This is a genomic window from Burkholderia sp. Bp8963, assembly GCF_003854275.1.
Classification (GTDB): domain Bacteria; phylum Pseudomonadota; class Gammaproteobacteria; order Burkholderiales; family Burkholderiaceae; genus Burkholderia.
In genome coordinates this window covers 1-24,693 of the sequence record NZ_QTQP01000007.1, presented here as the reverse complement: position 1 = coordinate 24,693, position 24,693 = coordinate 1, and the positions used below count along the sequence as shown (strand labels likewise).

General features: G+C 66.2%; 20 protein-coding genes and 1 rRNA gene. 5 read left to right on the top strand and 16 right to left on the bottom strand.

All coding sequences use genetic code 11. From position 1 onward, the window contains the following. Positions 1–128: 128 nt before the first annotated feature. From DID96_RS07825 to DID96_RS07800, 6 genes are all read right to left on the bottom strand, one after another. A complete protein-coding gene (locus DID96_RS07825) occupies positions 129–971 on the bottom strand; it encodes an OmpW family protein (protein WP_124598791.1) in 843 nt (280 codons plus the stop codon). A 16-nt stretch (positions 972–987) separates the two neighbouring features. After that, positions 988–2,229, bottom strand: coding sequence for a DUF2957 domain-containing protein (locus DID96_RS07820; protein WP_185732197.1), 1,242 nt, complete (start codon positions 2,227–2,229; stop codon positions 988–990). 146 nt (positions 2,230–2,375) lie between these two features. Beyond that, positions 2,376–3,797 (bottom strand): DUF2957 domain-containing protein, encoded by a 1,422-nt coding sequence (locus DID96_RS07815; RefSeq protein WP_124598790.1) that lies wholly within the window; start codon positions 3,795–3,797, stop codon positions 2,376–2,378. Positions 3,798–4,239: 442 nt separating this feature from the next. Continuing rightward, positions 4,240–5,190: an N-acetyl-gamma-glutamyl-phosphate reductase gene (argC, locus tag DID96_RS07810; RefSeq protein ID WP_124598789.1), complete on the bottom strand. Its 951-nt coding sequence runs from the start codon at positions 5,188–5,190 to the stop codon at positions 4,240–4,242. A gap of 251 nt (positions 5,191–5,441) precedes the next feature. Then, positions 5,442–6,035: a YbhB/YbcL family Raf kinase inhibitor-like protein gene (locus DID96_RS07805; RefSeq protein WP_124598788.1), complete on the bottom strand. Its 594-nt coding sequence runs from the start codon at positions 6,033–6,035 to the stop codon at positions 5,442–5,444. 393 nt (positions 6,036–6,428) lie between these two features. Next, positions 6,429–7,115 (bottom strand): orotate phosphoribosyltransferase, encoded by a 687-nt coding sequence (locus DID96_RS07800; RefSeq protein WP_124598787.1) that lies wholly within the window; start codon positions 7,113–7,115, stop codon positions 6,429–6,431. Positions 7,116–7,584: 469 nt separating this feature from the next. On the opposite strand from DID96_RS07800, the gene DID96_RS07795 reads away from it, so the two are divergent. Continuing rightward, entirely contained in the window at positions 7,585–9,855 is a 2,271-nt protein-coding gene (locus tag DID96_RS07795) for an NADP-dependent malic enzyme (protein ID WP_124598786.1), read from the top strand. Between the two features lie 142 nt (positions 9,856–9,997). Here DID96_RS07795 and DID96_RS07790 read toward each other — a convergent pair whose 3' ends face one another. Continuing rightward, positions 9,998–13,591 carry an indolepyruvate ferredoxin oxidoreductase family protein gene (locus DID96_RS07790; RefSeq protein ID WP_124598785.1) on the bottom strand — a complete coding sequence of 1,198 codons (3,594 nt, stop codon included), beginning with the start codon at positions 13,589–13,591 and terminating at the stop codon, positions 9,998–10,000. Positions 13,592–13,909: 318 nt separating this feature from the next. On the opposite strand from DID96_RS07790, the gene DID96_RS07785 reads away from it, so the two are divergent. Next, the gene (locus tag DID96_RS07785) at positions 13,910–14,104 is read left to right on the top strand and encodes a hypothetical protein (RefSeq protein ID WP_124598784.1); all 195 of its coding nucleotides are present in this window, start codon (positions 13,910–13,912) and stop codon (positions 14,102–14,104) included. A gap of 126 nt (positions 14,105–14,230) precedes the next feature. Here the strand turns inward: DID96_RS07785 and hppD are convergent, their stop codons facing one another. Then, positions 14,231–15,328, bottom strand: coding sequence for a 4-hydroxyphenylpyruvate dioxygenase (gene hppD / locus DID96_RS07780; protein WP_124598783.1), 1,098 nt, complete (start codon positions 15,326–15,328; stop codon positions 14,231–14,233). A gap of 255 nt (positions 15,329–15,583) precedes the next feature. On the opposite strand from hppD, the gene DID96_RS07775 reads away from it, so the two are divergent. After that, the gene (locus DID96_RS07775; RefSeq protein ID WP_124598782.1) at positions 15,584–16,108 is read left to right on the top strand and encodes an Lrp/AsnC family transcriptional regulator; all 525 of its coding nucleotides are present in this window, start codon (positions 15,584–15,586) and stop codon (positions 16,106–16,108) included. A gap of 120 nt (positions 16,109–16,228) precedes the next feature. Here DID96_RS07775 and DID96_RS07770 read toward each other — a convergent pair whose 3' ends face one another. The 8 genes from DID96_RS07770 to paaA all read right to left on the bottom strand — a co-directional run bounded on the left by DID96_RS07770 (position 16,229) and on the right by paaA (position 22,579). Further along, positions 16,229–16,876: a GNAT family N-acetyltransferase gene (locus tag DID96_RS07770; RefSeq protein ID WP_185732196.1), complete on the bottom strand. Its 648-nt coding sequence runs from the start codon at positions 16,874–16,876 to the stop codon at positions 16,229–16,231. A gap of 234 nt (positions 16,877–17,110) precedes the next feature. After that, positions 17,111–17,716, bottom strand: coding sequence for a TetR/AcrR family transcriptional regulator (locus tag DID96_RS07765; protein ID WP_124598781.1), 606 nt, complete (start codon positions 17,714–17,716; stop codon positions 17,111–17,113). 16 nt (positions 17,717–17,732) lie between these two features. Then, positions 17,733–18,545, bottom strand: a complete 813-nt coding sequence (locus DID96_RS07760; protein WP_124598780.1) for a DUF1835 domain-containing protein — start codon at positions 18,543–18,545, stop codon at positions 17,733–17,735. Positions 18,546–18,694: 149 nt separating this feature from the next. Beyond that, positions 18,695–19,783: a 1,2-phenylacetyl-CoA epoxidase subunit PaaE gene (gene paaE / locus DID96_RS07755; protein ID WP_124598779.1), complete on the bottom strand. Its 1,089-nt coding sequence runs from the start codon at positions 19,781–19,783 to the stop codon at positions 18,695–18,697. Between the two features lie 6 nt (positions 19,784–19,789). Next, positions 19,790–20,347, bottom strand: a complete 558-nt coding sequence (paaD, locus tag DID96_RS07750) for a 1,2-phenylacetyl-CoA epoxidase subunit PaaD (protein WP_124598778.1) — start codon at positions 20,345–20,347, stop codon at positions 19,790–19,792. A 25-nt stretch (positions 20,348–20,372) separates the two neighbouring features. Next, a complete protein-coding gene (paaC, locus tag DID96_RS07745) occupies positions 20,373–21,176 on the bottom strand; it encodes a 1,2-phenylacetyl-CoA epoxidase subunit PaaC (RefSeq protein WP_124598777.1) in 804 nt (267 codons plus the stop codon). Between the two features lie 10 nt (positions 21,177–21,186). Then, positions 21,187–21,471, bottom strand: coding sequence for a 1,2-phenylacetyl-CoA epoxidase subunit PaaB (paaB, locus tag DID96_RS07740; RefSeq protein ID WP_089439024.1), 285 nt, complete (start codon positions 21,469–21,471; stop codon positions 21,187–21,189). Positions 21,472–21,580: 109 nt separating this feature from the next. Then, a complete protein-coding gene (gene paaA / locus DID96_RS07735; RefSeq protein WP_124598776.1) occupies positions 21,581–22,579 on the bottom strand; it encodes a 1,2-phenylacetyl-CoA epoxidase subunit PaaA in 999 nt (332 codons plus the stop codon). A 202-nt stretch (positions 22,580–22,781) separates the two neighbouring features. Between paaA and DID96_RS07730 the strand changes: the two genes are divergently transcribed. Together DID96_RS07730 and DID96_RS07720 are read left to right on the top strand one after the other, a co-directional pair. Further along, a complete protein-coding gene (locus tag DID96_RS07730; protein WP_124598775.1) occupies positions 22,782–24,050 on the top strand; it encodes an SGNH/GDSL hydrolase family protein in 1,269 nt (422 codons plus the stop codon). Between the two features lie 574 nt (positions 24,051–24,624). Beyond that, a 16S ribosomal RNA gene (locus DID96_RS07720) occupies positions 24,625–24,693 on the top strand; the annotation flags it as partial.

Here is a 24,693-nt window from a genome sequence, read left to right as displayed (position 1 = left end):
TACGGAAATGTTGCGTTGCGGAAACTGTTTCGCTATAGTTGCACCTGTCTCCTCCATGTCTCCTCTGATATGGATTCAGCCCGCCTCTTCAGGCGGGCTTTTTTTCGTCCGTTTTTTCCCGGCCGTCGTCAGAACTTGTACGACATCGCGACGTAGCTGATGATCGGATCGGCCTTCAGGTCCGATTTCGATTCGGACAGCACCGTGCCGTCGGCCGCCTTGATCGTCACTGTCGACGTCGTCTTCAGCGGGATGTAGGTCACCGACGCGACGAGCCCGAAATGCTCGGTGATGTTGTACTGCAGGCCCGCGTTGAACACCGGCTGCCACGACGACGACGCCTTCGCCTCCACCGACGTCACGCCCGGCTTGCCCGCGCCCGCCGCGAGAATCGCGCCGAGGTTGTCCTGCGTCTGCTTGATGAAGTTCGTGTTGAGCTGCAGGTCGCTGAACCAGTTGTACGACACGCCGAGGCCGAGGAACGGCCGGAACTTCGCGTTCGCCTGCGCGAAGTAGTACTGCAGGATCACGGCCGGGCTCCATTGCCGCACGCTCTTCACGATCGGGTTCACCGAGCCGAGCCCGATGTTCTGCGTGCCGAGCGCGCCGGCGGGGCCGGGCGGCTTGATCGTGCCCTGGGCCGACACCTTGAACACCGGCGGCACGCCCGCCACCGACGTGACCGCGATGTGGTCGGTCAGGAAGTGGCTGACCGTCAGGCCGACGGTGTCCGCGCCGCTCGTGTGCAGCCCGGTGCCCGGCGACGTGAACGACGCCGGCAGCCGCAGCGGCGTATTGATCGGCGTCGGCGCAACGTTGGTCGTCATCGGCGTGCTGCTCTGCTGCGGCATCACGTGAAACCAGCCGAGCGTGACGACGTTGCTGCCGGCGCTTTGCGCGTGCGCGGCGAGCGGGGCCAGCGCGGCCAGCGTGGCGGCGGCGGCCGCCGCGCACAGAAGGGTTTTCTTCATGACGGCCTGTCTCCGCTTATTGGACGAACGCGCCGATCGTGAAATACGGCGTCGATCCGGCGTTGTCGAGGAAGCCGAACACGCCGCCCGTGAAGATGAACTTGCCGGTCGGCGTCGTGCTTCCCGAGCCCGAATGAACCGTGGTGACCGTGCCCGGCACCTTCTGCGTGTAGTCGAGATCGAGCGCGGTCGCGAGCGACGCCTGCGACGCGTTGAACGGATCGAGCAGCGTCGCCTGGGTGTTGATCAGCGCGGTGGTCCGGTAGTCGAACTGGCTGTCGACGCCGATGTACTCGCCGTTCTGCGAGCCGACCGCGATCGCCGTCTGCGGCGCGAGGATCGAGATGCTCGATTCGTCGTCGGCGGTGAGGCCCGGCACGCCATTGCCGTCGGGCGTCGGGTTCGGGTTCGCGACGCCGGTGCGCACGAGGATCGGCACGAGCTGGTTGCGCAGCTTGCCGACGATCATGAAGCCCTTGCCTTGCGGCAGCGTCGACAGCGTCGGCTTCAGCTGGCTCTGGTAGTTGTTGGTCTGGAACGCGCCGCTGCCGTCGGCCGACTGCGCGAAATTCGTGCCCGGCTGGCGGCAGGCGCCCGCGAACTGGCCCGTCGTGTCGCACTTGGTCCACGTGCCGTCCGCGTTGATCGTCACCGTCGCGTCGATCGATGCGGGCGCGAAGTTCTGCGACGGCACCTCGCCGAAGCCGACGTGGCTGTACTTGCCGGCGACGTTCGCGAGGTTGGTCTCGATCGCCGAGAAGCCGATGAACGGGTAGTACGGGAACTTCGTATCGGGCACCGCGGCCTGGCCGAGCACGCCGCCGAACTGGATTTCCTTGCCGGGGATCGTGCCGCCCGCGACGCCGTAGCCGACGAAGATGCGCGCCGGGCGCGTCGCATCGAGGCTCGCGCCGTTCAGGCGGAAAGCGCACTGGTTCAGCTTGTTGGTCGGCAGCAGCGTTTCCTGCGTGAGCGTGCCGCTGTCGACGGTGCCCGCGCGCGTCGGCGTGACGGTGCCGGTCGTGCGCGGAACCGGCGATTCGACGTAGGTGACCTGCCAGGTCATCTTGGTCGTGTCGAGCTGGAGCTTGACGAGTTCGCCACTGCCGGCGCCGCCCGTATAGACGGTGCTGTAGTCGAGCGTGGCAGGGCAGAGACGGTCCTCGACGAGCGGCGGCGGATTGTCGCCTCCGCTGCCGCCGCATGCCGAAAGAAGGGGCGCGGCACATGCCGCCGCCAGAATGAGGTTCCGCTTCATGATGCTCCTCCAGGATTTGTCTTGTGTGGCGGCCGGCTCCCTGTCGGCCGCTTCTTGGTTGTGCTTTGCCCTGCCGGCGCCGTGCCGGGCGCCTCTCGTTCGTTGCCGCGGCGGCGCGCGCCGCGGGGTTGCCGGCCGTTTTCCCGCTATTTGCTGATCTGCGCGCCCACGCCGAAATACGGCGCCGACGACGTGCTCGCGTTCGCCGACGTCGACGTGACGCCGCCGTTCACGGTGCCCTGCACGAGCGCCGCATACAGCCCGCCCGTCGCGATCATCACGCCCGATCCCGCGGCATAGCTCGCGCCGGCCGGCGGAATCGTCGTCATGTTCAGCAGGCCCGGTGTCGTCTGGCCGTAATCGAGCGTGAAGCCGTCTTCCGCGGCTTGCGTCGTCGGGTTCACGAACGTGCCGTTCGCGCCGCGGATCAGCGCGGCCGTGTACTTGAAGTTCGAGTCCGCGCCCGCGTAGCCGCCGTCGAAGCCGCCCGACGTGAGTGCCGTCGCGCTGCCGAGCACCGCGATGCCCGATTCGTCGTCGACCTTCGCGTCGGCATGCAGCGGCGGCGTCCCGAGGTTCACGTCGCCGGTGCGCACGATCACGGGGACCGTCGCGCCGTTCAGCTGGCCGATCACCATGTGCGCGGTGGCCGACTTGCCGGTCGCGCCGATGAGCGGCAGCTGCGTCTGCGGCAGGATCTGCGGCGCCTTCGTGCTGTCGAAGTAGCCGCCGTTCGCGCTCGTCTTCCACGGATCGCCGGTCGTCTCGCAGCCCGACGCGCCGCTTGACGTGCACGCGCCGTTCGCATCGAACGTCTCGCTCGAGTTCGTGCCTTTCGTCGCGTAGTTGCCGGACGGCACGAGGTGGTAGATCAGCGCGTTGTACGTGCCCGGCAGCTTCGTCAGATCCGTCGTCGTGCTTGCGAAGCCGAGGAACGGATAGAAGTCGAAGTGACGGTTTGGCACCTGGCCGATGTTCTGTGCAATGCCGGGGATGATCGTCAGCCCGCTGTACTGGATCGTCGCGCCCGGAATGCCGCCGCCCGCGACGCCCATGCCGACGAGCAGCATCGGCGGGTTCGCCGGGTTGAAGTCGGCGGCCGTCGAATAGGCCGAGCCGTTCCCGGCCGTGCCCGCGCCGGGCGTGAGAATGAACGCGCAACGGGTCTGTTCGGCGGTCGGCAGCGTGCCGGTCGGCGGGTGCATGACCTTGCCGGTGATCGTCGTGCCGACGCGCGTCGGCGTGACGGTGCCGGTCGTCAGCGGGATCGGGGATTCGAGCCACTTGAGCGTGTAGGTCATCGCGACCGCGTCGATGTTGACGCTGACGATCTCGCCGCTACCCGCGCCGCCGAGATACGTGCTCTTCACGATGTCGGCGTCGGCCGGGCACAGCGCGCCATTGACGGGCTGCGACGGTGGCGGCCCCTGCGTGCCGCAGCTGGAACCGGAACATTGGGGGGCTTCGATCGGGGCAGGCGAGCCGCCGGAATCCCCCCCACCACAGGCAACGAGCAAAGGGGCAATGGCAAAGGCCGTTGCCACCCCCTTCGATAAGGCGTGCGACATGCCGCTGTCTCCAATCGTTTAATTGTGCGAGCTAATGTCGCTGCACGGATTTTTGCTGTCAATTGATGAACTCGTCTAAAAAAGACGATTGAAACAGCGGGTGCTGATTACAGCCTGACGGAGAGTGGATTTCAGTAAGAATTAAAACGCCGCGCTGGCCGGAGATGGGCCGTGGAGTGGCCTGCGCGCGACGTGCGCGGCACGGCCTGACGCGCACGCGCGTATATCGGCAGCGTTTAAAGCGGCGGTATCCGGTTTATCCCTATTCGGGATTGACTGGATATAAGCGAGTCGGGATTAATGGCGCGGCAATCGCGCAATGGAAAGCTTGTAAATAATTGTAAATACGTGCGCGAATACGCGCTTATTGCTTATTGCGGTTAAATAAAAAGCCGGCCAGCGGCCGGCTTTGCATCGCGTGCGATGATGGTCAGCGCTCGAGTCAGCGCTTGAGGCCGGTGTCCTCGGCCACGCCGATGTTGAGGTTCATGCACTGGATCGCGGCGCCCGATGCACCCTTGCCGAGATTGTCGAGACGCGCGACGGTGACGAAGCGCTCTTCATTGCCGAACACGAACAGGTCGACACGGTTCGTGTCGTTGTTCGCCTGCACGTCGAAGAAGCCGGCGTCGAGGTTCTCGTCCGCATTGAACGGCGCGACGCGCACGAACGCTTCGTCCGCATAGTATTCGGCGAAGATGCGCTGCGCGTCCTGCGGCGTGGTGCGCTTCGCGAGCTGGGCCGGCGTGAAATACGTCGTCACCGCGAGACCCTTGAGGAACGGGCCGACGATCGGCGTGAAGATCGGCGCGTTCGCGAGGCCCGTGTGCGCGGCCATTTCCGGCAGGTGCTTGTGCGCGAGGCCGAGCGCGTACGGGCGCGGGCTCGCGAGCTTGTTCGCCAGCGCGGGATTCTCGTAGTCGGCGATCATCGACTTGCCGCCGCCGCTGTAGCCGGTGATCGAATGGCTGTGCGCGGCGAACGTCGGCGCGACGACGCCGGCGTCGACGAGCGGACGCATCGCGAGCACGAACGCGGACGCGTGGCAGCCCGGCACCGCGATGCGCTTCGACGTGCGGATCTTCTCGCGCTGCGTGCGCGCCAGCTCGGGCAGGCCGTACGCCCAGGCCGGGTTCGTGCGGAACGCGGTGCTCGCGTCGATCAGCGTGGTGTCGGGATTTTCGACGAGCGATGCCGATTCGCGCGACGCGACGTCGGGCAGGCACAGGAACGTAACGTTCGACGCATTGATCAGGCGGCGGCGCTCGTCGACGTCCTTGCGCTTCGCTTCGTCGATGCGCAGGATTTCGATGTCGCTGCGTGCGGACAGGTATTCGAAGATCTTGAGGCCGGTCGTGCCTTCCTGGCCGTCGACAAAAACTTTTGTGCTCATCTCGCTCTCACTGAAACGGGGCCGCGGCGCTCGCACGCCGGAAAGCAGCCATTTTAAGACGTCATGGGGCGGGCCTGCACCGCGCGAGGCGAAAAAAAGAGACGGTCTGCGGGCCGTCTTGTGTCCCTTTGCCGGGGAACGTGGTGCAGCGCGGGGCAGCGAGCCGTCGCGTCGGCGACGCGCCGGCCGGACGCCTTCGCGGTGTCGATGTCGCCGGGCAACTGCGCCTCGTCCTGCGACGCATCCGCCGGCTACTGTCCGTAGCTGACCGTGAGCGTCGCGGTGCCGAGCGTCTCCGTATCGATCTCGTGCTCGAACATCGGCGCCGGGCGGCCCTGGCCGATGCGCAGGTCGGCGCTCTTCAGCGCATAAACGGTGATCACGTAGCGATGCGGCTTGCCGGGCGGCGGGCACGGGCCGCCGTAGCCGTCGACGCCGAAATCGTTGCGCGCCTCGCTCGCGCCGATCCGCCGCAGGAAGCCCGACGCGCTCGCATCGGCGGGCAGGCTCATGACGGTGGTCGGGATCACCGCGACGGCCCAGTGCCACCAGCCGTGGCCCGGCGCGTCCGGATCGACCATCGTGACCGCGTAGCCGCGCGTGCCGGGCGGCGGGTTGCGCCACGACAACTGCGGCGAGCGGTTCGCGCCTTTGCAGTCGCCGCGGTCGAAGACTTGCGCGGCGCCGACGCGGCCGCCGGACGTCAGGTCGCTGCTCGTGACGGTGAACACGGTGTCCGCATGCGCGGGCAGGCGCGCGAAGCCGACGGCGCAAAGGAGGGCGAGGGCGAGCGGGGACAGGCAACGCAATGACGCAGGCGGAGCGATCTGGCGACCCACATGCATATGGCGCTTCTCCCGTCACGTGCGCCGGGCCGCCGGGCCCGGCATCGTTTGTTGTCGCGAAGGTGATTGCGGCGATGGGTCAAGTCTAGCATTAGGGTTCGATGAGCGATGCAGGCAATGACGCATCGTCGTCATCGGTTTCCCGGTGTGCGGACGGGCGGCCGGCGACGGGAGCCGGCAACTGCGGGCAACGGCGGACAACGGCGGGCGAAGGAGGGCGAAGGAGGGCGAAGGAGGGCGAAGGAGGGCGAAGGAGGGCGAAGGAGGGCGAAGGAGGGCGAAGGGCGTGCGGCGAGCGCCGGTGCGGCGCCAGGTTCAGGCGAAAAAAAAGCCGCCCGCCAGATGGCGAGCGGCTCGTCGAGCCATGCGGCCGGCGGTCCGCCGGCGCGGCATTTACTCCTGGGCGCCCGTCGCGCCGCCGTGCGCGGCCGACCATTCGGCCGGCGCGTGCAGGAACTTCTCGACTTCGTCGAGCGTCTTCGTCTCGAAGTAGCCCGATGCCTTCGCGACGCGCAGCACGTCCCACCAGGTCGCGAGCGCGTGCAGGTCGACGTCGATGTCCTTCAGGACCGACACGCTTTCCTTGAAGATGTTGTAGTGGAACAGCACGAAGCAGTGGTTCACCGTTGCGCCGGCGGTGCGCAGCGCGTTGACGAAGTTGATCTTGCTGCGGCTGTCGGTCGTCAGGTCCTCGACGAGCAGCACGCGCGAACCTTCTTCGAGATGGCCCTCGATCTGCGCGTTGCGGCCGAAACCCTTCGGCTTCTTGCGCACGTACTGCATCGGCAGCATCATCCGGTCGGCGATCCAGGCCGCGAACGGGATGCCGGCAGTTTCGCCGCCCGCCACCGCGTCGATCTGCTCGAAGCCGACGTCGCGCAGGATCGTCGCTTCCGCCATTTCCATCAGGCCGCGGCGCACGCGCGGATACGAGATCAGCTTGCGGCAGTCGATGTAGACGGGGCTGGCCCAGCCGGACGTGAAGATGAACGGCTTTTCGGCGTTGAAGTGCACCGCCTGCACTTCGAGCAGGATTTTGGCGGTCGTGTCGGAGATCGTCTGACGATCGAAGCCTGTCATGGGCATTCCTTGGATGGTGAGCGAGGAGCGGGCGCGGGCCCGATGGCGCAGCAAGGGGAACCCGCCCGCGGGGGCCGGGGCGCGACCGGGAAGCCGGCCGCATTGCTGCGCGCGTAGCCCGCTATTTTACCCGATTCGGGCTGATTTTCGACGGGCATCACGCGCGTTCCCGGCGGCGCGCACCACATGTGGAACAAACGGGGCCTGATCTTGCGGATGCGTGATGCGTGCAATGCGGCGCGCAATGCGGCATTGCTTAACGCGCGTCATCGGTGGGGTGTACACTAGGCGGCCCATTAGAAAACGTTCAGTACTTTGTACTTTTCTCTTGCCACCCGCCAAGGTTCGATGGCGTGCCGATCCGGCGCGCCGCGGCCGTCGCAGTCGACCATCCCCTCGATCCACGCAGACGCGGCTCCAGGTGCTGTGTACTGAACAGTCAATTTCGCAAGTCTCTCGCAGGTCAATCATGGACGAACAACTGAAGCAGGCCGCTCTCGCTTATCACCTGAACCCGAAACCCGGCAAGATTTCGGTCACCCCGACCAAGCCGCTGTCGAACCAGCTCGATTTGTCGCTCGCGTATTCGCCGGGCGTCGCGGCCGCGTGCGACGCGATCTACGCCGATCCGCTCGACGCGCAGAAGTACACGTCGCGCGGCAACCTCGTCGGCGTCGTGACGAACGGCACGGCCGTGCTCGGCCTCGGCAACATCGGCCCGCTCGCCGCGAAGCCGGTGATGGAAGGCAAGGGGTGCCTGTTCAAGAAGTTCGCGGGCATCGACGTGTTCGACATCGAACTGGCGGAATCCGACCCCGACAAGCTCGTCGACGCGATCGCGATGCTCGAGCCGACGCTCGGCGGCATCAACCTTGAAGACATCAAGGCGCCGGAGTGCTTCTACATCGAGCAGAAGCTGCGCGAGCGGATGAAGATCCCCGTCTTCCACGACGACCAGCACGGCACCGCGATCATCGCGTCGGCCGCGATCCTGAACGGCCTGAAGGTGGTCGGCAAGAAGCTCGACGAGGTGAAGCTCGTGTGCTCGGGCGCGGGCGCGGCGGCCATCGCGTGTCTGGACCTGCTGGTGAAGCTCGGCCTGTCGAAGGCGAACATCCTCGTCGCCGATTCGAAGGGCGTGATCTACGAAGGGCGCGGCAATCTCGATCCGTCGAAGCAGCGCTATGCGGCGACCACCGACGCGCGCACGCTCGCCGACGCGATCGTCGGCGCCGACGTGTTCCTCGGCTGCTCGAGCGCGGGCGTGCTGAAGCAGGACATGGTCAAGACGATGGGCGACCGTCCGCTGATCCTGGCGCTCGCGAACCCGGAACCGGAAATCCGCCCGGAAGACGCGAAGGCCGTGCGTCCCGACGCGATCGTCGCGACCGGCCGTTCGGACTACCCGAACCAGGTCAACAACGTGCTGTGCTTCCCGTTCATCTTCCGCGGCGCGCTCGACGTCGGCGCGACGACGATCACGGAAGAGATGAAGCTCGCGTGCGTGCGCGCGATCGCCGAGCTGGCGGAAGAAACCGACCAGAGCGAGGAAGTCGCGAAGGCGTATGAAGGCCATTCGCTCGAATTCGGGCCGGAATACCTGATTCCGAAGCCGTTCGACCCGCGCCTGATCATCAAAATCGCGCCGGCCGTCGCGCAGGCTGCGATGGATTCGGGCGTCGCGACGCGTCCGATCCAGGACATGGACGCGTACCGCGAGCAGCTCGGCGCGACCGTCTACCGCACCGGCATGGTGATGCGCCCGGTGTTCGCGACCGCGAAGAAGGCCGCGGCCCGCATCGTGTTCGCCGAGGGCGAGGACGAGCGCGTGCTGCGCGCTGCGCAGTTCGTGCTGCAGGAGAAGATCGCGAAGCCGATCATCGTCGGCCGTCCGTCGGTCGTCGAGATGCGCTTGCAGAAGATCGGCTCGAAGCTGAAGGCCGGCGTCGATTTCGAGATCGTGAATCCGGAAGATGACACCCGCTATCACCGCTACTGGCAGGCGTACCACGAGATCGGTGCGCGCGACGGCGTGACGCCGGAAGTCGCGAAGGCGGCCATGCGCAAGTTCAATACGCTGATCGGCGCGATGCTCGTCCACCTGGGCGACGCGGACGGCATGATCTGCGGGATGATCGACACGTACCACAGCCACCTGAAGTTCATCGAGCAGGTGCTGGGCCGCGCGAAGGGCGCCGAGCACTTCGCCGCGATGAACCTGCTGATGCTGCCGGGCCGCAACCTGTTCCTGTGCGACACGTACGTGAACGAGGTGCCGAGCGCCGAACAGCTCGCCGACATGACGATCCAGGCCGCGGCCGAGATCGAGCGCTTCGGCATTACGCCGAAGGCCGCGCTGCTGTCGAACTCGAACTTCGGCAGCGCGCCGTCGGCGTCGTCGCGGCGGATGGCCGAGGCCCGCAAGCAGATCGTCGCGCGCGCGCCGCACCTCGAGGTCGACGGCGAAATGCACGGCGACGCGGCGCTGTCCGAAGTGGTCCGCAAGGCCGCGTTCCCGGGCACGACGCTGACCGGTGAAGCGAACCTGCTGATCATGCCGAACGTGGAAGCGGCGAACATCGCGTACAACCTGCTGAAGATGGTCGGCGGCGAAGGCGTGACGGTCGGCCCGCTGCTGCTCGGCGCGGCGAAGCCGGTGCACATCCTGACGCCGGCCGCGACCGTGCGCCGGATCATCAACATGACGGCCGTTGCGGCCGCGAACGTGAATACGAAGTAACGCGCTCGCGCTGACCCGCCGCGCCGTGCCGAAACGCACGGCGCCATGCAAAACGCCACGGAACCAGCGTTCCGTGGCGTTTTTTTATGGTGAGCCGCCAACTGCGGCGGCCGGCGCCGGTCCCGCGCGCTCCGTCATCCCGTCACGCGACCTGCTGCCGGCCCTGGCCGCCCGTCGGCGAACGCCACTGCGCGAGCAGCGCGTCCCACTTCTGGCGCACCGCGCGCAGGTTGTTCTCCTTCACATGGCCGTAGCCGCGGATGCCGTCCGGCAGCGCCGCGAGCTGGAGCGCGAGCGGCTGGTTGACGGCGTTCAGCTTGCCGACGACTTCGCCGATCAGTGCCTCGTACTCGCCGATCAGCGCGCGCTCGGTGCGGCGCTCGTCGGTGCGGCCGAACGGATCGAGCCCCGTGCCGCGCAGGAACTTCAGCTTCGCGAGCATCCGGAACGCGGACATCATCCACGGGCCGTAGGCCTTCTTCACCAGGTGGCCGTGCGCGTCCTTCTTCGCGAACAGCGGCGGCGCGAGGTGGAACTTCAGCTTCCAGTCGCCTTCGAACTGCGCGGACACGCGGGCGAGGAACGCCGGATCGGACTGCAGCCGCGCGACCTCGTATTCGTCCTTGTACGCCATCAGCTTGAACAGGTTGCGCGCAACCGCCTCGGTCAGCAGCTCCTGCGCAGTGTCGCCGTCGGCCAGCGCGCGTTCGGCGGCGCGCACCTTGTCGACGAACGCGGTATAGCGCGCCGCGTAGGCCGCATTCTGGTACGCAGTGAGGAACTCGGCGCGCGTCGCGATCAGCGCGTCGACCGACTTCTTCGTGTGCAGTGCGATCACCGTCGCGCCCGGCTGCGCGGCACGCGCGTCGCCAGCCGCGGCCTGCTGCACGCTCGCGAGGTCGTGCGCGGCACGGCGGCCCCAGTCGAACGCCGCACGGTTCTTGTCGACCGACACGCCATTCAGCTCGATCGCGCGCTCGAGCGACGCGAGCGTGAGCGGCAGCCAGCCTTTCTGCCACGCGTAGCCGAGCACGAACGGGTTCGTGTAGATCGCGTCGCCGAGCAGCGCGACTGCGAAGTGGTTCGCGTCGACGATGTCGACCGCTTCGCCCGCCGCCGCGCGGATGTCCTGCTCGGCCGACAGGCCCGGGAACGCCCAGTTCGGGTTCTTGATGAACTCGGCGGTCGGCGTCTTCGCGCTGTTGACGACCACGCGCGTCGCGTCGTGCCGCATCCGCGACGTGCATTCGTCGCCCGCCGTGACGAGCGCGTCGCAGCCGATCACGAGGTCGGCTTCGCCCATCGCGATCCGCGTCGCGTGGATGTCGGTCGGCGCGTGCGAGATCTGCACGTGGCTCATCACGGCGCCGCCCTTCTGCGCGAGGCCCGTGACGTCGAGCACGGTCACGCCTTTGTTCTCCAGGTGCGCGGCCATCCCGAGCAGCGCGCCGATCGTGACGACGCCCGTGCCGCCGACACCCGTGACGAGCACGCCGTACGCGCGGTCGATCGCCGGCGGCGCCGGTTCGGGGATCGGCGCAAGTGCGCCGCCGTCGACCGACACGGCCTTCGGCTTCTTCAACTGGCCGCCTTCGACCGTGACGAAGCTCGGGCAGAAGCCCTTCACGCACGAGAAGTCCTTGTTGCAGCTCGACTGGTTGATCTGGCGCTTCGTGCCGAACTCGGTCTCGAGCGGCTCGACCGACAGGCAGTTCGACTGCACCGAGCAGTCGCCGCAGCCTTCGCACACCGCATCGTTGATCACGACGCGCTTCGCCGGATCCGGATACGTGCCGCGCTTGCGGCGGCGGCGCTTCTCGGTCGCGCAGGTCTGGTCGTAGATCAGGATCGTCGTGCCTTCGATCTCGCGCAGCTCGCGCTGCACGTCGTCGAGCTGGTCGCGGTGATGGATCGTGATGCCCGGCGCGAGCAGCGCCTTCTTGTCGTCGTACTTTTCCGGTTCGTCGGTGACGATCACGATCTTCTTCGCGCCTTCGGACGCGAGCTGGTGCGTGATCTGCGGCACCGTCAGCACGCCGTCGACCGGCTGGCCGCCCGTCATCGCGACCGCGTCGTTGTACAGGATCTTGTAGGTGATGTTCGCCTGCGACGAGATCGCCGCGCGCACCGCGAGCAGGCCCGAGTGGAAATAGGTGCCGTCGCCGAGGTTCGCGAACACGTGCTTCTCGTCCGTGAACGGCGCCTGGCCGATCCACGGCACGCCTTCACCGCCCATCTGGCTGAAGGTGCTCGTGCTGCGGTCCATCCACACGGTCATGTAGTGGCAGCCGATCCCAGCGATCGCGCGCGAGCCTTCCGGCACGTTGGTCGACGTGTTGTGCGGGCAGCCCGAGCAGAACCACGGCTTGCGTTCGGCCGTCACGTGCGGCTTCGCGAGCGCGCTTTCCTTCGCGTTGATCACCGCGATCCGCGCGGCGATGCGCGTGCGCACGTCGGACGGCAGCTCGAACTTGTCGAGGCGCGTCGCGATCGCCTTCGCGATGATCGCGGGCGACAGTTCGTAATGCGCGGGCAGCAGCCAGTTTCCCATCGGCACCGACCATTCGCCGCCGGCGCCGTCCTTCTCGTCGAACTTGCCGAACACGCGCGGACGCTGCGTATCGGGCCAGTTGTACAACTCTTCCTTGATCGCGTATTCGAGGATCTGGCGCTTTTCCTCGACGACGAGGATCTCTTCGAGCCCGCGCGCGAACGCCTGCGCGCCTTGCGCTTCGAGCGGCCACACGCAGCCGACCTTGTACAGCCGGATGCCGATGCGCGCGCAGGTTTCGTCGTCGAGGCCGAGGTCGGTCAGCGCCTGGCGCACGTCGAGGTACGCCTTGCCGCCCGTCATGATGCCGAAGCGCGCGTGCGGCGAATCGATCTCGATGCGGTCGAGCTTGTTCGCGCGCACATACGCGAGCGCTGCGTACCACTTGTAGTCGAGCAGGCGCGCTTCCTGCACGAGCGGCGGGTCGGGCCAGCGGATGTTCAGGCCGCCGTCCGGCATGATGAAGTCCGACGGCAGCACGATCTCGGTGCGATGCGGGTCGATGTCGACCGATGCCGACGATTCGACGACGTCGGTCACACACTTGAGCGCGACCCACAGGCCCGAGTAGCGGCTCATCGCCCAGCCGTGCAGGCCGAAGTCGAGGTATTCCTGCACGTTCGACGGGAACAGCACGGGCAGGCCGCAGGCCTTGAAGATGTGTTCGGACTGGTGCGCGAGCGTCGACGATTTCGCCGCGTGGTCGTCGCCGGCGAGCACGAGCACGCCGCCGTGCTGCGACGAGCCGGCCGAGTTCGCGTGCTTGAAGACGTCGCCGGTGCGGTCGACGCCCGGGCCCTTGCCGTACCACATGCCGAACACGCCGTCGTGCTTCGCGCCGGGGAACAGGTTCACCTGCTGCGAGCCCCACACGGCGGTGGCGGCGAGATCTTCGTTGAGACCGGGCTGGAAAACGATCTGGTGGGCGGACAGGTGCTTCTTGGCCTTCCACAGCGACTGGTCGAGGCCGCCGAGCGGGGAGCCGCGATAGCCGGAGATGAAGCCGGCCGTGTTCAGGCCGGCGGCGCGGTCGCGTTCCTGCTGGAGCATCGGCAGCCGCACGAGCGCCTGGATGCCGCTCATGTACGCACGGCCGCGCTCGAGCGTGTATTTGTCGTCAAGCGTGACGGACTTCAGCGCAGCTTCCAGGGACGCGCGTTGGTCTGCGTCTAGCGGGGCGTTCATTGATGTGTCTCCTCCACCCGGTTTGGGATCGCCAAAACTTCCAGCGCGTCGGCATCTTGTGGACGCGTCGGCAGTGGCCGGCATATTGGCCGGTTTCAGCCGATGGTAGCACTGGGATAAACCCGCCGCTCACCGTCAAAATTGCCGCGGAGGCCCGCCTGTGAGCAGAATTTGCGCGTTACAGCATGTAAAAGCATGTAAAGCCGCTCACGTCGTCGGTCAATTGCCGTTAATCTGGCCGGCCTGTCGGAGGTGCCCGCATACGTCGATCGTTGTGACGAAAGCGGAGAGGCGCCGGCAGTTCAACAGGAGGTGCCAATGAACACACGTCATATCCAGAGTTTCCTGATCGTGTCCGCCGCGTTTTTCGCGATGACCGGCCCGGTGCACGCGCAAGGCGCGAGCGCACTGGCGGCAGCCGGCACGCGGATGCGTCAGATCGCGCCGGCGCAGGTTGCCGCCGCACAGCCGTCGAGCGCGCGCATCGTCGCGCGCGCGGCAAAGGCGCGTTGATCCGACCGCGCGGCCGTCGCGCCGCGCCGATGCGAAAAAGGGAAAAAAGGGCGGGAATCGTGAGATTCCCGCCCTTTTTTCATCTGCCGGGCGCCCGCGTCGGCGGGCGCGTCCGTGCGTGGTGCGTCAGGCCTTGTCCTGCACGACGCCGCGGCGGATCTGGTCGAGTTCGATCGATTCGAACAGCGCCTTGAAGTTGCCTTCGCCGAAGCCCTGGTTGCCCTTGCGCTGGATGATCTCGAAGAAGATCGGCCCGATCTGGTTCTCGGTGAAGATCTGCAGCAGCAGGTCGTCGTGTGCGCCGTCGATCAGGATCTTGCGCTTCTTCAGTTCTTCGAGCGGCTCGCCGTGGTCCGGCACGCGGCGGTCGACGAGTTCGTAGTACGTGTCGATCGTGTCGAGCAGCTTCACTTCCTTGCTGCGCAGGCCGTCGACCGCACGATAGATGTCCGATGCGCCGAGCGCGATGTGCTGGATGCCCTCGCCGTGATACGCGTCGAGGTATTCCTGGATCTGGCCAGCCGTTTCCGAGCCTTCCTCGTTGATCGGAATGCGGATCTTGCCGCACGGCGACGTCATCGCCTTCGACTTCACGCCGGTGACCTTGCCTTCGATGTCGAAGTAGCGCACTTCGCGGAAGTTGAACAGGCGCTCGTAGAACTCCGCCCATTCCTGCATGCGGCCGCGGTGGACGTTGTGCGTCAGGTGGTCGATATAGGTGAGGCCGTGGCCGACCGGGTTCGGGTTCGCGCCCGGAATCGGCTCGAAGTCGACGTCATAGATGCTGATGTCGCCGATCGCGCCCGGCTGCGCGCCGTTCTTGCCGCGCCAGCGATCGACGAAGTAGATCAGCGAATCGCCGATGCCCTTGATCGCCGGGATGTTCAGCTCCATCGGGCCTGTCTTGTTGTCGAAGCCCCACGCGCCGAGCTCGAGCGCATGCTTGTAGGCCTTCGCGGCATCCTGCACGCGGAACGCGATCGCGCAGATCGACGGGCCGTGCAGACGTGCGAAGCGTTGCGCGAACGAATCCGGTTCCGCGTTGATGATGAAGTTGATGTCGCCCTGGCGGTACACCGTCACGTCCTTGTGGCGATGACGCGCGATCGCGGTGAAGCCCATCCGCTCGAATAGCTGGCCGAGCGCCTTCGGGTCCGGTGCGGTGTACTCGATGAATTCGAAGCCGTCGGTGCCGACGGGATTGTCCCAGGTGGGGATCTGCATGTATGTCTCCAATGTCGACCAGAGTGAGTGCTTTAGCGCTCGTGTCGACCGGTAGCCGTGCTTCAGCGCTTGCTCCGGTTCCACGCTTCGCACTCCGGTCCCATGCCACGGTTGGGTCGCGCCGCGACGTGCGCGATGAATGAGTGCGTGCGACAAAGTGTAGCGGCGGACGCGGAGCGGAAACTTGCGAACTTGATCGCGCGTGACTACGATGGCGCAATTTCTAGTCTCGAATTCATGCTTGGGAGGCAGAAGATGGCGCAAGTCGAATTGGATGCCATCGACCGGCGGATTCTCGCGATTCTTCAGGAGAACGGTCGCCTGTCGAACCAGGAGATCGCCGAGCGGGTGAACCTGTCGCCGAGCCCGTGCCTGCGGCGGATCCGGCGCCTCGAGGAGATCGGCGTGATCACCGGCTACGTCGCGCTGCTGAACCCGCAGAAGCTCGGGCTCGACCTGCTCGCGTACGTGAGCGTGCGGCTCGAGAAGCGGGGCGGGCTCGCGCCGGTGCGCGTGGACGAAACCTCGGCGCGCGCCGGCGCAACCCACGCGGATCTGTTTCGCGCGGCGGTGCAGGCGTGGCCGGAAGTGGTCGCCTGCCATGCGATGACGGGCGACATGGATTACCTGCTGCGGGTGCAGGTCGAGGACATGGCGCATTTCTCCCGTTTCGTGCAGGAGCAGCTGCTGCACCATCCGTCGGTGATCGACGTGAAGACGAGCTTTTCGCTCGAATGCTTCAAGGAGACGACGGCGCTGCCGATCCGCTCGATGCGGTAGCGCGCGACTCGGCGTCGGGCGGCGGGATCGGCGATCGGGATTGCGCGGGCGGTCCCGCGAACGAACCGGGCGCGCCGCGCGGGCGCGTGGCCCGGGCGAACGCGGCCCGATCGACTGGCGTCAGGCCGTCAGCGCGACGGGCATCAGCGATTCGATGAACTTGGACGTGCGGCGCGCCTGGCGCTTCATCGCATAGTCGAACACCGCGGCCTGCTCCTGCATCATCTCGGCGATGATCGTCGAGTGGTCGGCAGGCGGCAGCGACAGGTACGCATCGGCTTCGCCATACGCGTACTCGATCCGCATGCCGGATTTCTTCGCGATGTGCATCATCGTCGCGTTGCGCGACAGGAAATGCATGTACAGCACCGTCACGTGCGTATTGCGGCTGCGGATCGCCGCGCGCTCGAACAGCTTCGTGCCGACGCCGCAGCCGCGCGCGCTTTCGAGCACCGACACGCCGAATTCGGCGGTGCGCTTGTCGCCTTCCGCGGGCAGGTAGGCCAGATGGCCGACACCGATCAGCTCGAGCTCGCGATTGAACACACCGAACACGGTGTCGCGGCCGAAGTCGATCGTGCGGACGTAGTTCTCGATCACGTGGTCGGGCACCAGCTGGCCGAAGCGCAGCAGGCGGTCCTCTTCGTCGAGCGAGAGAAAGTGAGTGAGCATCTGCTCACGGTCTTTGGAAGCCAGTTCCCTGACGAGAACCGGCGCACTACCGGCGGTGCCGACGACATCGGCAGCGTCGTGGAATTGCGTGTTCATCGTGGGTTCCTCAATGTGTGACCGTACAGCGGGTTGTGCAATGCAACAGCATTGTACCCGACTGGCGGCTTCCGGATTGGGGAAAACCCGAATGCGATTTCGAGGGTAAATTCTAGATACGCTTAACTTAACACGCAAGTCATTGATTTTAAGCAGTTTTAAAATTGGTCGTACAAAATGTGTGGCAGGCGGACGTAGTGTGTCCGTTGCGCAACGCGTGCTGCTTCGCCGCAATCAGGCCGGCGAAGACAGCCCGCGCTCGATCATGTCGATCACCTGCTCGGCGAAGTCGCGGTAGCCGAGGCGTCCGCCCGGCTTGAGCCAGGTGAAGGTCCAGTTGATCATCCCGAACACCATCATCGTCACCGACGTCTGGTTTTCCTTCGAGATGCGGTCCGGAAACGCGCGCGCGAGCTGGCGCGCGAAGGCCGCGACGACGTCGCGCTGGCGGTCGAGCACGATCTCTCGCTGCGCGTCCTCGAGGTACTTCACGTCGTTGAGCAGCGCGACGTGGCGGCTGTGTGACGTCTCGTATTCGATGAGGAACGCGCGCACGAGCTCCGCGAACGCCTCGCGCTCGGTGAGGCCGCGCCGCTGGCTGCTGCCTTCGACCTCGGCGATGATCAGCATCAACCGTTTCGTGTAGCGGTCGAGCAGATCGAACAGGATTGCTTCCTTGCTCTCGTAATAGTGATAGAGGCGCGCCTTCGACGTGCCGCTCGCGGTCGCGAGGTCGGACATCGACGTGCTCGGGTAGCTCGTCTGAGCGAATTTTTCGGCGGCGAGATCGAGGATCTGCTCGCGCTGGGATTCATGATCGGGGGCTCGGGTGCGGGCCATGGTCGAATGCGGGGGATTAGCGGTGAGGGGCGGCGGCGCGGGCCGCGCGCACTTCGGCGGATCGAAGGTCGGAGTGGGTGTCGCCGCGCATCTCGAGACGGCCGGCCGCCGCAAGTTCGCGGCAGCGCCAGAACGCGATCTGGTCGCCGACGAACAGGCTGCCGTGCTCGATTTCGCCGATCACGGAGCCGACGACGGTCGCGACGTGCGTCCAGTCGTCCTGAAGCCGCGCCAGGATGCGCGTGTCGAGGTCGTCGTAGTGGCCGCTCTTGATCGTATTGCTGACCCAGTAGCGGAGTTCGGCGTCCAGGTGCTTGGCTTCCTGCCATTCGAGTGCGAGACGGCCGATGCGCAGCACCGAGATCGGCGCGGCTTCTGGCAGTTTCGCGCGCAGTTGAGCCGGCGAGAACATGCTGGTCACGCAAGCGCGGTCGGCGCGCGGTGAGCCCGCGCCGAGATCGGCGTCCGACAGCCGGACCTCGTTCAGGCGCTGCGGCACGTTGCGCAGATGGTACGCGACACGGCGCAGCAGCAGCTTGTCGCCGACGCTCGGCGCGTGCCAGACGACCACCTGGCCGGTATCCATCGCAAGCAGGTCGAGGCGCGCAAATTCGCGTTCGGCTTCCGCTTTCCAGTCGGGAATCGGGTCGCCGAGCACGCGCTGCCAGAACGCGGCGCGGGCATCCGGCGTCTCGTCGACGCCTTTGAGCGGCCCGACGGCCAGGTCGTCGAGCAATCCGACGACGCGCTCGTCGCGTCCGGTTTCCGCGAGCGCCTCGCTAAGCGACGCGGCGGCGGTGCCGCCCTGAATCACGTGAATGGTACTCATCGGCCTGTCGTCAACAAAAGAAAACCGCCGGCCGGCCGGACCTTGCGTGGTCCAGCCGGCGGGCGGCCCCTAGTGTAAGCGAGATGTGTGACGCGAGAAACCGTTCGGCGGGCCGGCGCCGGGCAGCGTGACGCCCGGCGGGGTGCCGCTCAACGCTCGTCGTAGCTCACCACGACCTTGTCGCTGACCGGGTGGCACTGGCAGGTGAGCACGAAACCGTCCTTCACCTCCTGCTCCTCGAGCGTGTAGTTTTTTTCCATCCGCACTTCGCCTTCGAGCACCTTCGCGCGGCACGTGCAGCACACGCCGCCCTTGCACGCGTACGGCAGCGCGAGGCCGGCGCGCAGGCCGACGTCGAGCAGGCTCACGCCTTCGTACGGCAGGCGCAGCTTGCGCTTCTTGCCGTCGAGGACGACTTCGAGGTCGGCGGCGGGCGTCGCGTCGGTGATCTCGACGACCGGCACGCCGGCCTGCGGCAGCGGCGAGCCGAAGCGCTCGACATGGACTTTCGCCTGCGGCACGCCGGCTGCCTTCAGTGCGGCCTCCGCCGCGTCCATCATCGGCGCGGGGCCGCAGATGAACGCTTCGTCGATCGAGTCGGCCGGCACCAGCGTGTCGAGGAACGCCGCGCACTTCGCCTGGTCGAGCACGCCGTTGAACAGCTCGACGTCCTGCAGGTCGTCCGACAGCACGTGATACAGCACGAAGCGGTTCATGTAGCGGTTCTTCAGGTCCTCGAGCTCCTCCGCGAACATGATCGCGTCGACGCTGCGGTTCCCGTAGATCAGCGTGAACGTGCTGCACGGCTCGAGTTCGAGCGTCGTCTTGACGATCGCGAGCACCGGCGTGATCCCGGAGCCGCCGGAGAACGCGACGTACTGCTTGCCGTGCTCCGCGTTCAGATGCGTGAAGAAACGGCCGTCCGGCGTCATCACGTCGATCGTGTGGCCCGGCTTCAGCGTATCGAACGCGAAGTTCGAGAAGCGGCCGCCGCGCACGCGTTTGATCCCGATGCGCAGCTCGCCGTCGCGGTCGTAGTCGGTCGTGCCGACGCAGATCGAATACGAGCGGCGCGTCTCTTCGCCGTCGATATGGGTTTTCAGCGTGACGAACTGGCCTTGCGTGAAGCGGTATGCGTCGCGCAGCTCAGGTGGGATCTCGAACGAGACGGTCACGGCGTCGGCGGTCTCGGGCCGCACGTCGCGGATACGCAGCGGATGGAATTGCGGGGTCGCCATATCAGCTCAGTAAGGTTTGAAGTAGTCGAAGGGCTCGCGGCAGTCGACGCAGCGATACAGCGCCTTGCAGGCCGTGGACGCGAATTGAGCGAGGCGCTCGGTGGCCGCGGAGCCGCAGCGCGGACAGACAGGCGCCGCGACCGGCCGCGGCACGAAGCGCACGACGTTCTCGCGCGGCGCGGCGCTGCCGCACTGGCCGACCGGCGGCGCGATGCCGTACGCGCGCAGCTTGTCGCGCGCTTCCTGCGTGATCCAGTCGGTCGTCCACGCGGGCGCGAGCACGGTCTCGACGCGGTGCGGCGGCAGGTCGGCCTGCTGCATCGCGGCCGCAATGTCCTCGGCGATCTGCGACATCGCCGGGCAGCCCGAGTAGGTCGGCGTGATCACGACCTCGAGCAGCCCGTCGTCCGCGCGCCGGACGTCGCGCAGGATGCCCAGCTCGCGGATCGACACGACGGGGATTTCCGGGTCGGGCACGGTTTCCAGTACTTCCCACGCGCGCGCGAGCAGCGGATCGGCGTGGTGCGAGGCGGTCGCGCAGCGCGCGGCGGTCGGGACGGACATCGTGGAGCTCCGGTGAGTCGGTGCGTTACCAGGTCGCGCCGGGGTGCTGGCGCGCGAGGCTCTGCAGTTCGGCGAGCAGGTAGCCCATGTGCTCCGAATGCTCGCCCTGCTTGCCGGTCGTGACGTGCTTCACGGGGGCCGGCAGCGCAAGCGTGGCCTCGGCGAGCGCGTCGTCGACGTCAGCGCGCCATGCGGCTTCGAGCGATGCCGGCGCCGGGCCGATGCCCAGCGCGGCGATTGCGTCGTCGACCTGGTCCGCTGCGAAGAATTCGCGCGTGTACGGGATCAGGTAGTCGAGCGCAGCCTGCGCGCGGCGATGCGATTCGTCGGTGCCGTCGCCGAGGCGCACGAGCCATTCGCGTGCGTGATGCACGTGATAGCGGGTTTCCTTCACCGATTTCGCGGCAATCGCGGCAAGCGTCTCGTCGGCCGACGTTTCGAGCGCGGTCCACACGTGCAGCATCAGCGTCGTGTACAGGAAGTTGCGCACGATCGTCACCGCGTAGTCCTTGTCGGCGTGCGCGTTGCCGGACACCGGGCCGTAATGCGGCAGCTCGGCGAGCGTGAAGTTCGCGAACTCGCGCTCGGTGCGGAAGTACGCGTAGTCGTCCTCGGTCTTCGCCGCGCCGTTGATCTGGCGCTCGAGTCCGGCCGCGTGCGTGTACAGCATGCGCGCCTGGCCGATGAGGTCGAGGCTCATGTTCGTCAGCGCGATGTCTTCTTCGAGAACCGGGCCGTGGCCGCACCATTCGGCGTTGCGCTGACCGAGGATCAGCGCGTTATCCGCGAGGCGCAGCACGTAGGAGAGATGTTCGGGCGTAATCGTCATGGCGCGGGCGTTACATGTGGTTGACTTCGTCGGGCAGCGTATAGAACGTCGGGTGACGGTAGATCTTGTCGCCCGCCGGCTCGAACAGCTCGGCCTTTTCGTTCGGATCCGACGCGGTGATCGCCGCCGACGGCACCACCCAGATGCTCACGCCTTCCTGGCGGCGCGTGTAGACGTCGCGTGCCATGCGCAGCGCCATCGACGCGTCGGCCGCGTGCAGGCTACCGCAATGCTTGTGATCGAGGCCCTGCTTGCTGCGCACGAACACTTCCCAAATCGGCCATTCCTTGTTCATCACTCTCTCCTGTCGAGCAGAGCCGGCGCTTCAGCGCTTACTCTGGCCCCATGCAATGCTGAATTCGATAAATGCCGGCGCCGAACAACACGCCGCCGGCGCGTGCCGCTCAGGCGGCGTGTTGTTCGGCGCGGGCGCGGCGCTTCGCTTCGTGCGCGAGCGCGGCTTCGCGTACCCAGGCACCGTCTTCGTGCGCCTTCACGCGGGTCGCGAGGCGCTCCTTGTTGCATGGGCCATCGCCGTTGACGACGCGCCAGAATTCCTCCCAGTCGATCACGCCATAGTCGTAGTGGCCACGCGACTCGTTCCATTTCAGGTCGGGATCGGGCAGCGTGACGCCGAGTACCTTCGCCTGTTCGACGGTCGCATCGACGAATTTCTGCCGCAGGTCGTCGTTCGTGATCCGCTTGATGCCCCACTTGGCCGACTGGTTGCTGTGCACGGAGTCCGCATCGCTCGGGCCGAACATCATCAGCACGGGCCACCACCAGCGGTCCACTGACTGCTGGACCATCGCGCGTTGCGCTTCAGTACCCTTCATCATCGACAGCAGCGCATCGAAGCCCTGGCGCTGGTGGAACGACTCTTCCTTGCACACGCGGATCATCGCGCGCGCATACGGGCCGTACGTGCAGCGGCACAGCGGGATCTGGTTCATGATCGCGGCGCCGTCGACGAGCCAGCCGATCACGCCGACATCCGCCCAGGTCGGTGTCGGGTAGTTGAAGATGCTCGAGTATTTCGCCTTGCCTGCATGCAGTGCGTCGATCAGCGCATCGCGCGACACGCCGAGTGTTTCGGTGGCGCTATACAGATAGAGGCCGTGGCCCGCTTCGTCCTGCACCTTCGCGAGCAGGATCGCCTTGCGCTTCAGGCTCGGCGCGCGCGAGATCCAGTTGCCTTCCGGCAGCATGCCGACGACTTCCGAGTGCGCGTGCTGCGAGATCTGGCGGATCAGCGTCTTGCGATAGGCGTCGGGCATCCAGTCCTGCGGCTCGATCTTGCCGTCCGCGCCGATGACCGCGTCGAACCGCGCCTGCTCGGGCGACTCGGCTGCGGCGTCGAGCGGAGCGACGTTGCCGGGGATGTCGAGGGATTGCGTGTACATGGCGAGGCTCTCGTCCGGTTGAATGTGTGCGCAGTATAAACCTACCGACCGGTCGGTTAATAAATTATTTTCGCGATTTGCCGTGTGTCGCGGGTAAACGAGGGGGGCAAGGTCCGGCCGTTTTTCGGGGCCGGTACGGCCGCGGTGCGGCGCATACACGCTTCTGCGGCACAATGCCCGCTTTCCGATGAGGATTTTGCCGATGTCATTTCGAAGCAGTGTCGCCGCGGTCGCGTTGGGCGCGTCCGTTCTCCTGTCGCCGCTTGGCGCCGGGGCCGCGCCCGCGGTGGAGTGGGTCGCCGCATGGGCGACTGCGTTGCAGCCGATTCCCGACCTGGCCGCGCCGCCGCCGCTCTATCGTGCACCCGACGTGGCTGGCAGGACCGTGCGTCAGGTCATCTATCCGACGGTCGCCGGGCGGGCGGCGCGCATTCGTGTGAGCAACGCTTATGGCCGCGCGCCGCTGGTCGTCGAGTCGGCGAGTCTCGCTCGGGCGGGCGATGGCGCCGCACTGGCGGACGGCGCGGCGACGCCGGTGCGATTCGGCGGCAAGGCATCGATCACGTTGGCACCGGGCCAGGAGATCGAGAGCGATTCGGTAGCGATCGACGTGACGCCTGGCCGGCCGTATGCCGTATCTATTTATATGGGTGCCCGCCAGCAGATGACGGTCTGGCATCGGGTGTCGAACCAGTTGAATTATGTGTCGGGGCAGGGTGACTACACGAAGGACGCGAGCGCCGCCGCGTTCCGGACCCGCTTTACCCAATACGCGTGGGTGACCGAATTGGCCGTCGAGGGCGGGGCCGCGCGGGCGAGCGTGGCGGCGATCGGCGACTCGATCACCGACGGGCTCCGCTCGAGCCTTAACCGGAATCGCCGCTGGCCGGACGCGCTCGCGCGCCGGCTGGTGACATCGGGCGCGGATACGCTCGGCGTCGTGAATTTGGGGATCAGTGGCAACCGCCTGCTCAGCGATTCGGCATGCTACGGCACTGCGCTGCAGTCGCGTTTCGAGCGCGACGCGCTGTCGCGCTCGGGCGTGAAGGCGGTGATCCTGCTGATCGGCATCAACGATATCAACTTCGCGGCGATGCCGCCCCGTGCGGGCCTCGATTGCGACCATCCGCATACCCAGGTCACGGCTGACGCGCTGATCGGCGGTTATCGGCGGCTGATCGACGCTGCGCATCGCCAAGGGGTGAAGGTATTCGGCGCGACGCTCACGCCGGCGGCGTTGCCGGCCGGGCGCGAAGCGATCCGTCTGGAGGTGAACCGCTGGATCCGGAGCGGCGGGGAGTTCGACGGCGTTGTCGATTTCGATCAGGCGCTGCGTGACCCGGCGCGCCCGAGCGTTCTGCAACGCCGCTACGACAGTGGCGACGGCATTCATCCGAGCGATGCCGGTTATGCGGCGATGGCCGAAGCGGTTCCTGTCGAGCGGCTGCAGGCGACTGTTGCTGCGAAGTGAGGCGCGAGCGGCTACGCGTTCCTCTTATATATAGATGGATGCGAGCTGGCACGCGGGCAGCGATGCCACGTTCGTCTGCCTGAAAGCCCCCGTGCGCGCCAGCGCACGGGGGCTTTCAAAATATTTCCATAAAGGGCTTGCGCAGGCGGGGGCGGATGCCTACAATCACGCCTCTTTCGCGCTGACGGCAACGCGGCGCGGGAGAGGGGAAGCGAAGTTGGCCGGATGTCTTGTTAGACGTTTGGCTGGCCAAGGAAGATGAACCCCGCAGTCGCAACGAGGTAGTAAAGAAAGTTGTTGACGAACTGCGAAACAGTGTTCATAATCTCGTTTCTCTGCTGCTGAAAACGCAGCGCTGCTGAGAAAGCGGTCCTTCTCGCAGAAATGCTCTTTAAAAATTAACAGCCGATAAGTGTGGGCGCTTGATGACAGCGAGCCCGGTCCTCGGATCGGGATAGCAAAAGTATCAAGAGTCTCACACTAAAGTAAGTCAGGTTTATGAAGCAATTCATATGACCTGTCAGCTTTGAGTGAGCGACCGGTTTCTAACGAAACCGAAAACAGTAACAGGTTTGAACTGAAGAGTTTGATCCTGGCTCAGATTGAACGCTGGCGGCATGCCTTACACATGCAAGTCGAACGG

Coding starts and splice junctions, on each gene's coding strand:
- DID96_RS07825 (WP_124598791.1), bottom strand. CDS start 971: ATGAAGAAAACCCTTCTGTGCGCGGCGGCCGCCGCCGCCACGCTGGCC.
- DID96_RS07820 (WP_185732197.1), bottom strand. CDS start 2,229: ATGAAGCGGAACCTCATTCTGGCGGCGGCATGTGCCGCGCCCCTTCTT.
- DID96_RS07815 (WP_124598790.1), bottom strand. CDS start 3,797: ATGTCGCACGCCTTATCGAAGGGGGTGGCAACGGCCTTTGCCATTGCC.
- argC (WP_124598789.1), bottom strand. CDS start 5,190: ATGAGCACAAAAGTTTTTGTCGACGGCCAGGAAGGCACGACCGGCCTC.
- DID96_RS07805 (WP_124598788.1), bottom strand. CDS start 6,035: ATGCATGTGGGTCGCCAGATCGCTCCGCCTGCGTCATTGCGTTGCCTG.
- DID96_RS07800 (WP_124598787.1), bottom strand. CDS start 7,115: ATGACAGGCTTCGATCGTCAGACGATCTCCGACACGACCGCCAAAATC.
- DID96_RS07795 (WP_124598786.1), top strand. CDS start 7,585: ATGGACGAACAACTGAAGCAGGCCGCTCTCGCTTATCACCTGAACCCG.
- DID96_RS07790 (WP_124598785.1), bottom strand. CDS start 13,591: ATGAACGCCCCGCTAGACGCAGACCAACGCGCGTCCCTGGAAGCTGCG.
- DID96_RS07785 (WP_124598784.1), top strand. CDS start 13,910: ATGAACACACGTCATATCCAGAGTTTCCTGATCGTGTCCGCCGCGTTT.
- hppD (WP_124598783.1), bottom strand. CDS start 15,328: ATGCAGATCCCCACCTGGGACAATCCCGTCGGCACCGACGGCTTCGAA.
- DID96_RS07775 (WP_124598782.1), top strand. CDS start 15,584: ATGGCGCAAGTCGAATTGGATGCCATCGACCGGCGGATTCTCGCGATT.
- DID96_RS07770 (WP_185732196.1), bottom strand. CDS start 16,876: ATGAACACGCAATTCCACGACGCTGCCGATGTCGTCGGCACCGCCGGT.
- DID96_RS07765 (WP_124598781.1), bottom strand. CDS start 17,716: ATGGCCCGCACCCGAGCCCCCGATCATGAATCCCAGCGCGAGCAGATC.
- DID96_RS07760 (WP_124598780.1), bottom strand. CDS start 18,545: ATGAGTACCATTCACGTGATTCAGGGCGGCACCGCCGCCGCGTCGCTT.
- paaE (WP_124598779.1), bottom strand. CDS start 19,783: ATGGCGACCCCGCAATTCCATCCGCTGCGTATCCGCGACGTGCGGCCC.
- paaD (WP_124598778.1), bottom strand. CDS start 20,347: ATGTCCGTCCCGACCGCCGCGCGCTGCGCGACCGCCTCGCACCACGCC.
- paaC (WP_124598777.1), bottom strand. CDS start 21,176: ATGACGATTACGCCCGAACATCTCTCCTACGTGCTGCGCCTCGCGGAT.
- paaB (WP_089439024.1), bottom strand. CDS start 21,471: ATGAACAAGGAATGGCCGATTTGGGAAGTGTTCGTGCGCAGCAAGCAG.
- paaA (WP_124598776.1), bottom strand. CDS start 22,579: ATGTACACGCAATCCCTCGACATCCCCGGCAACGTCGCTCCGCTCGAC.
- DID96_RS07730 (WP_124598775.1), top strand. CDS start 22,782: ATGTCATTTCGAAGCAGTGTCGCCGCGGTCGCGTTGGGCGCGTCCGTT.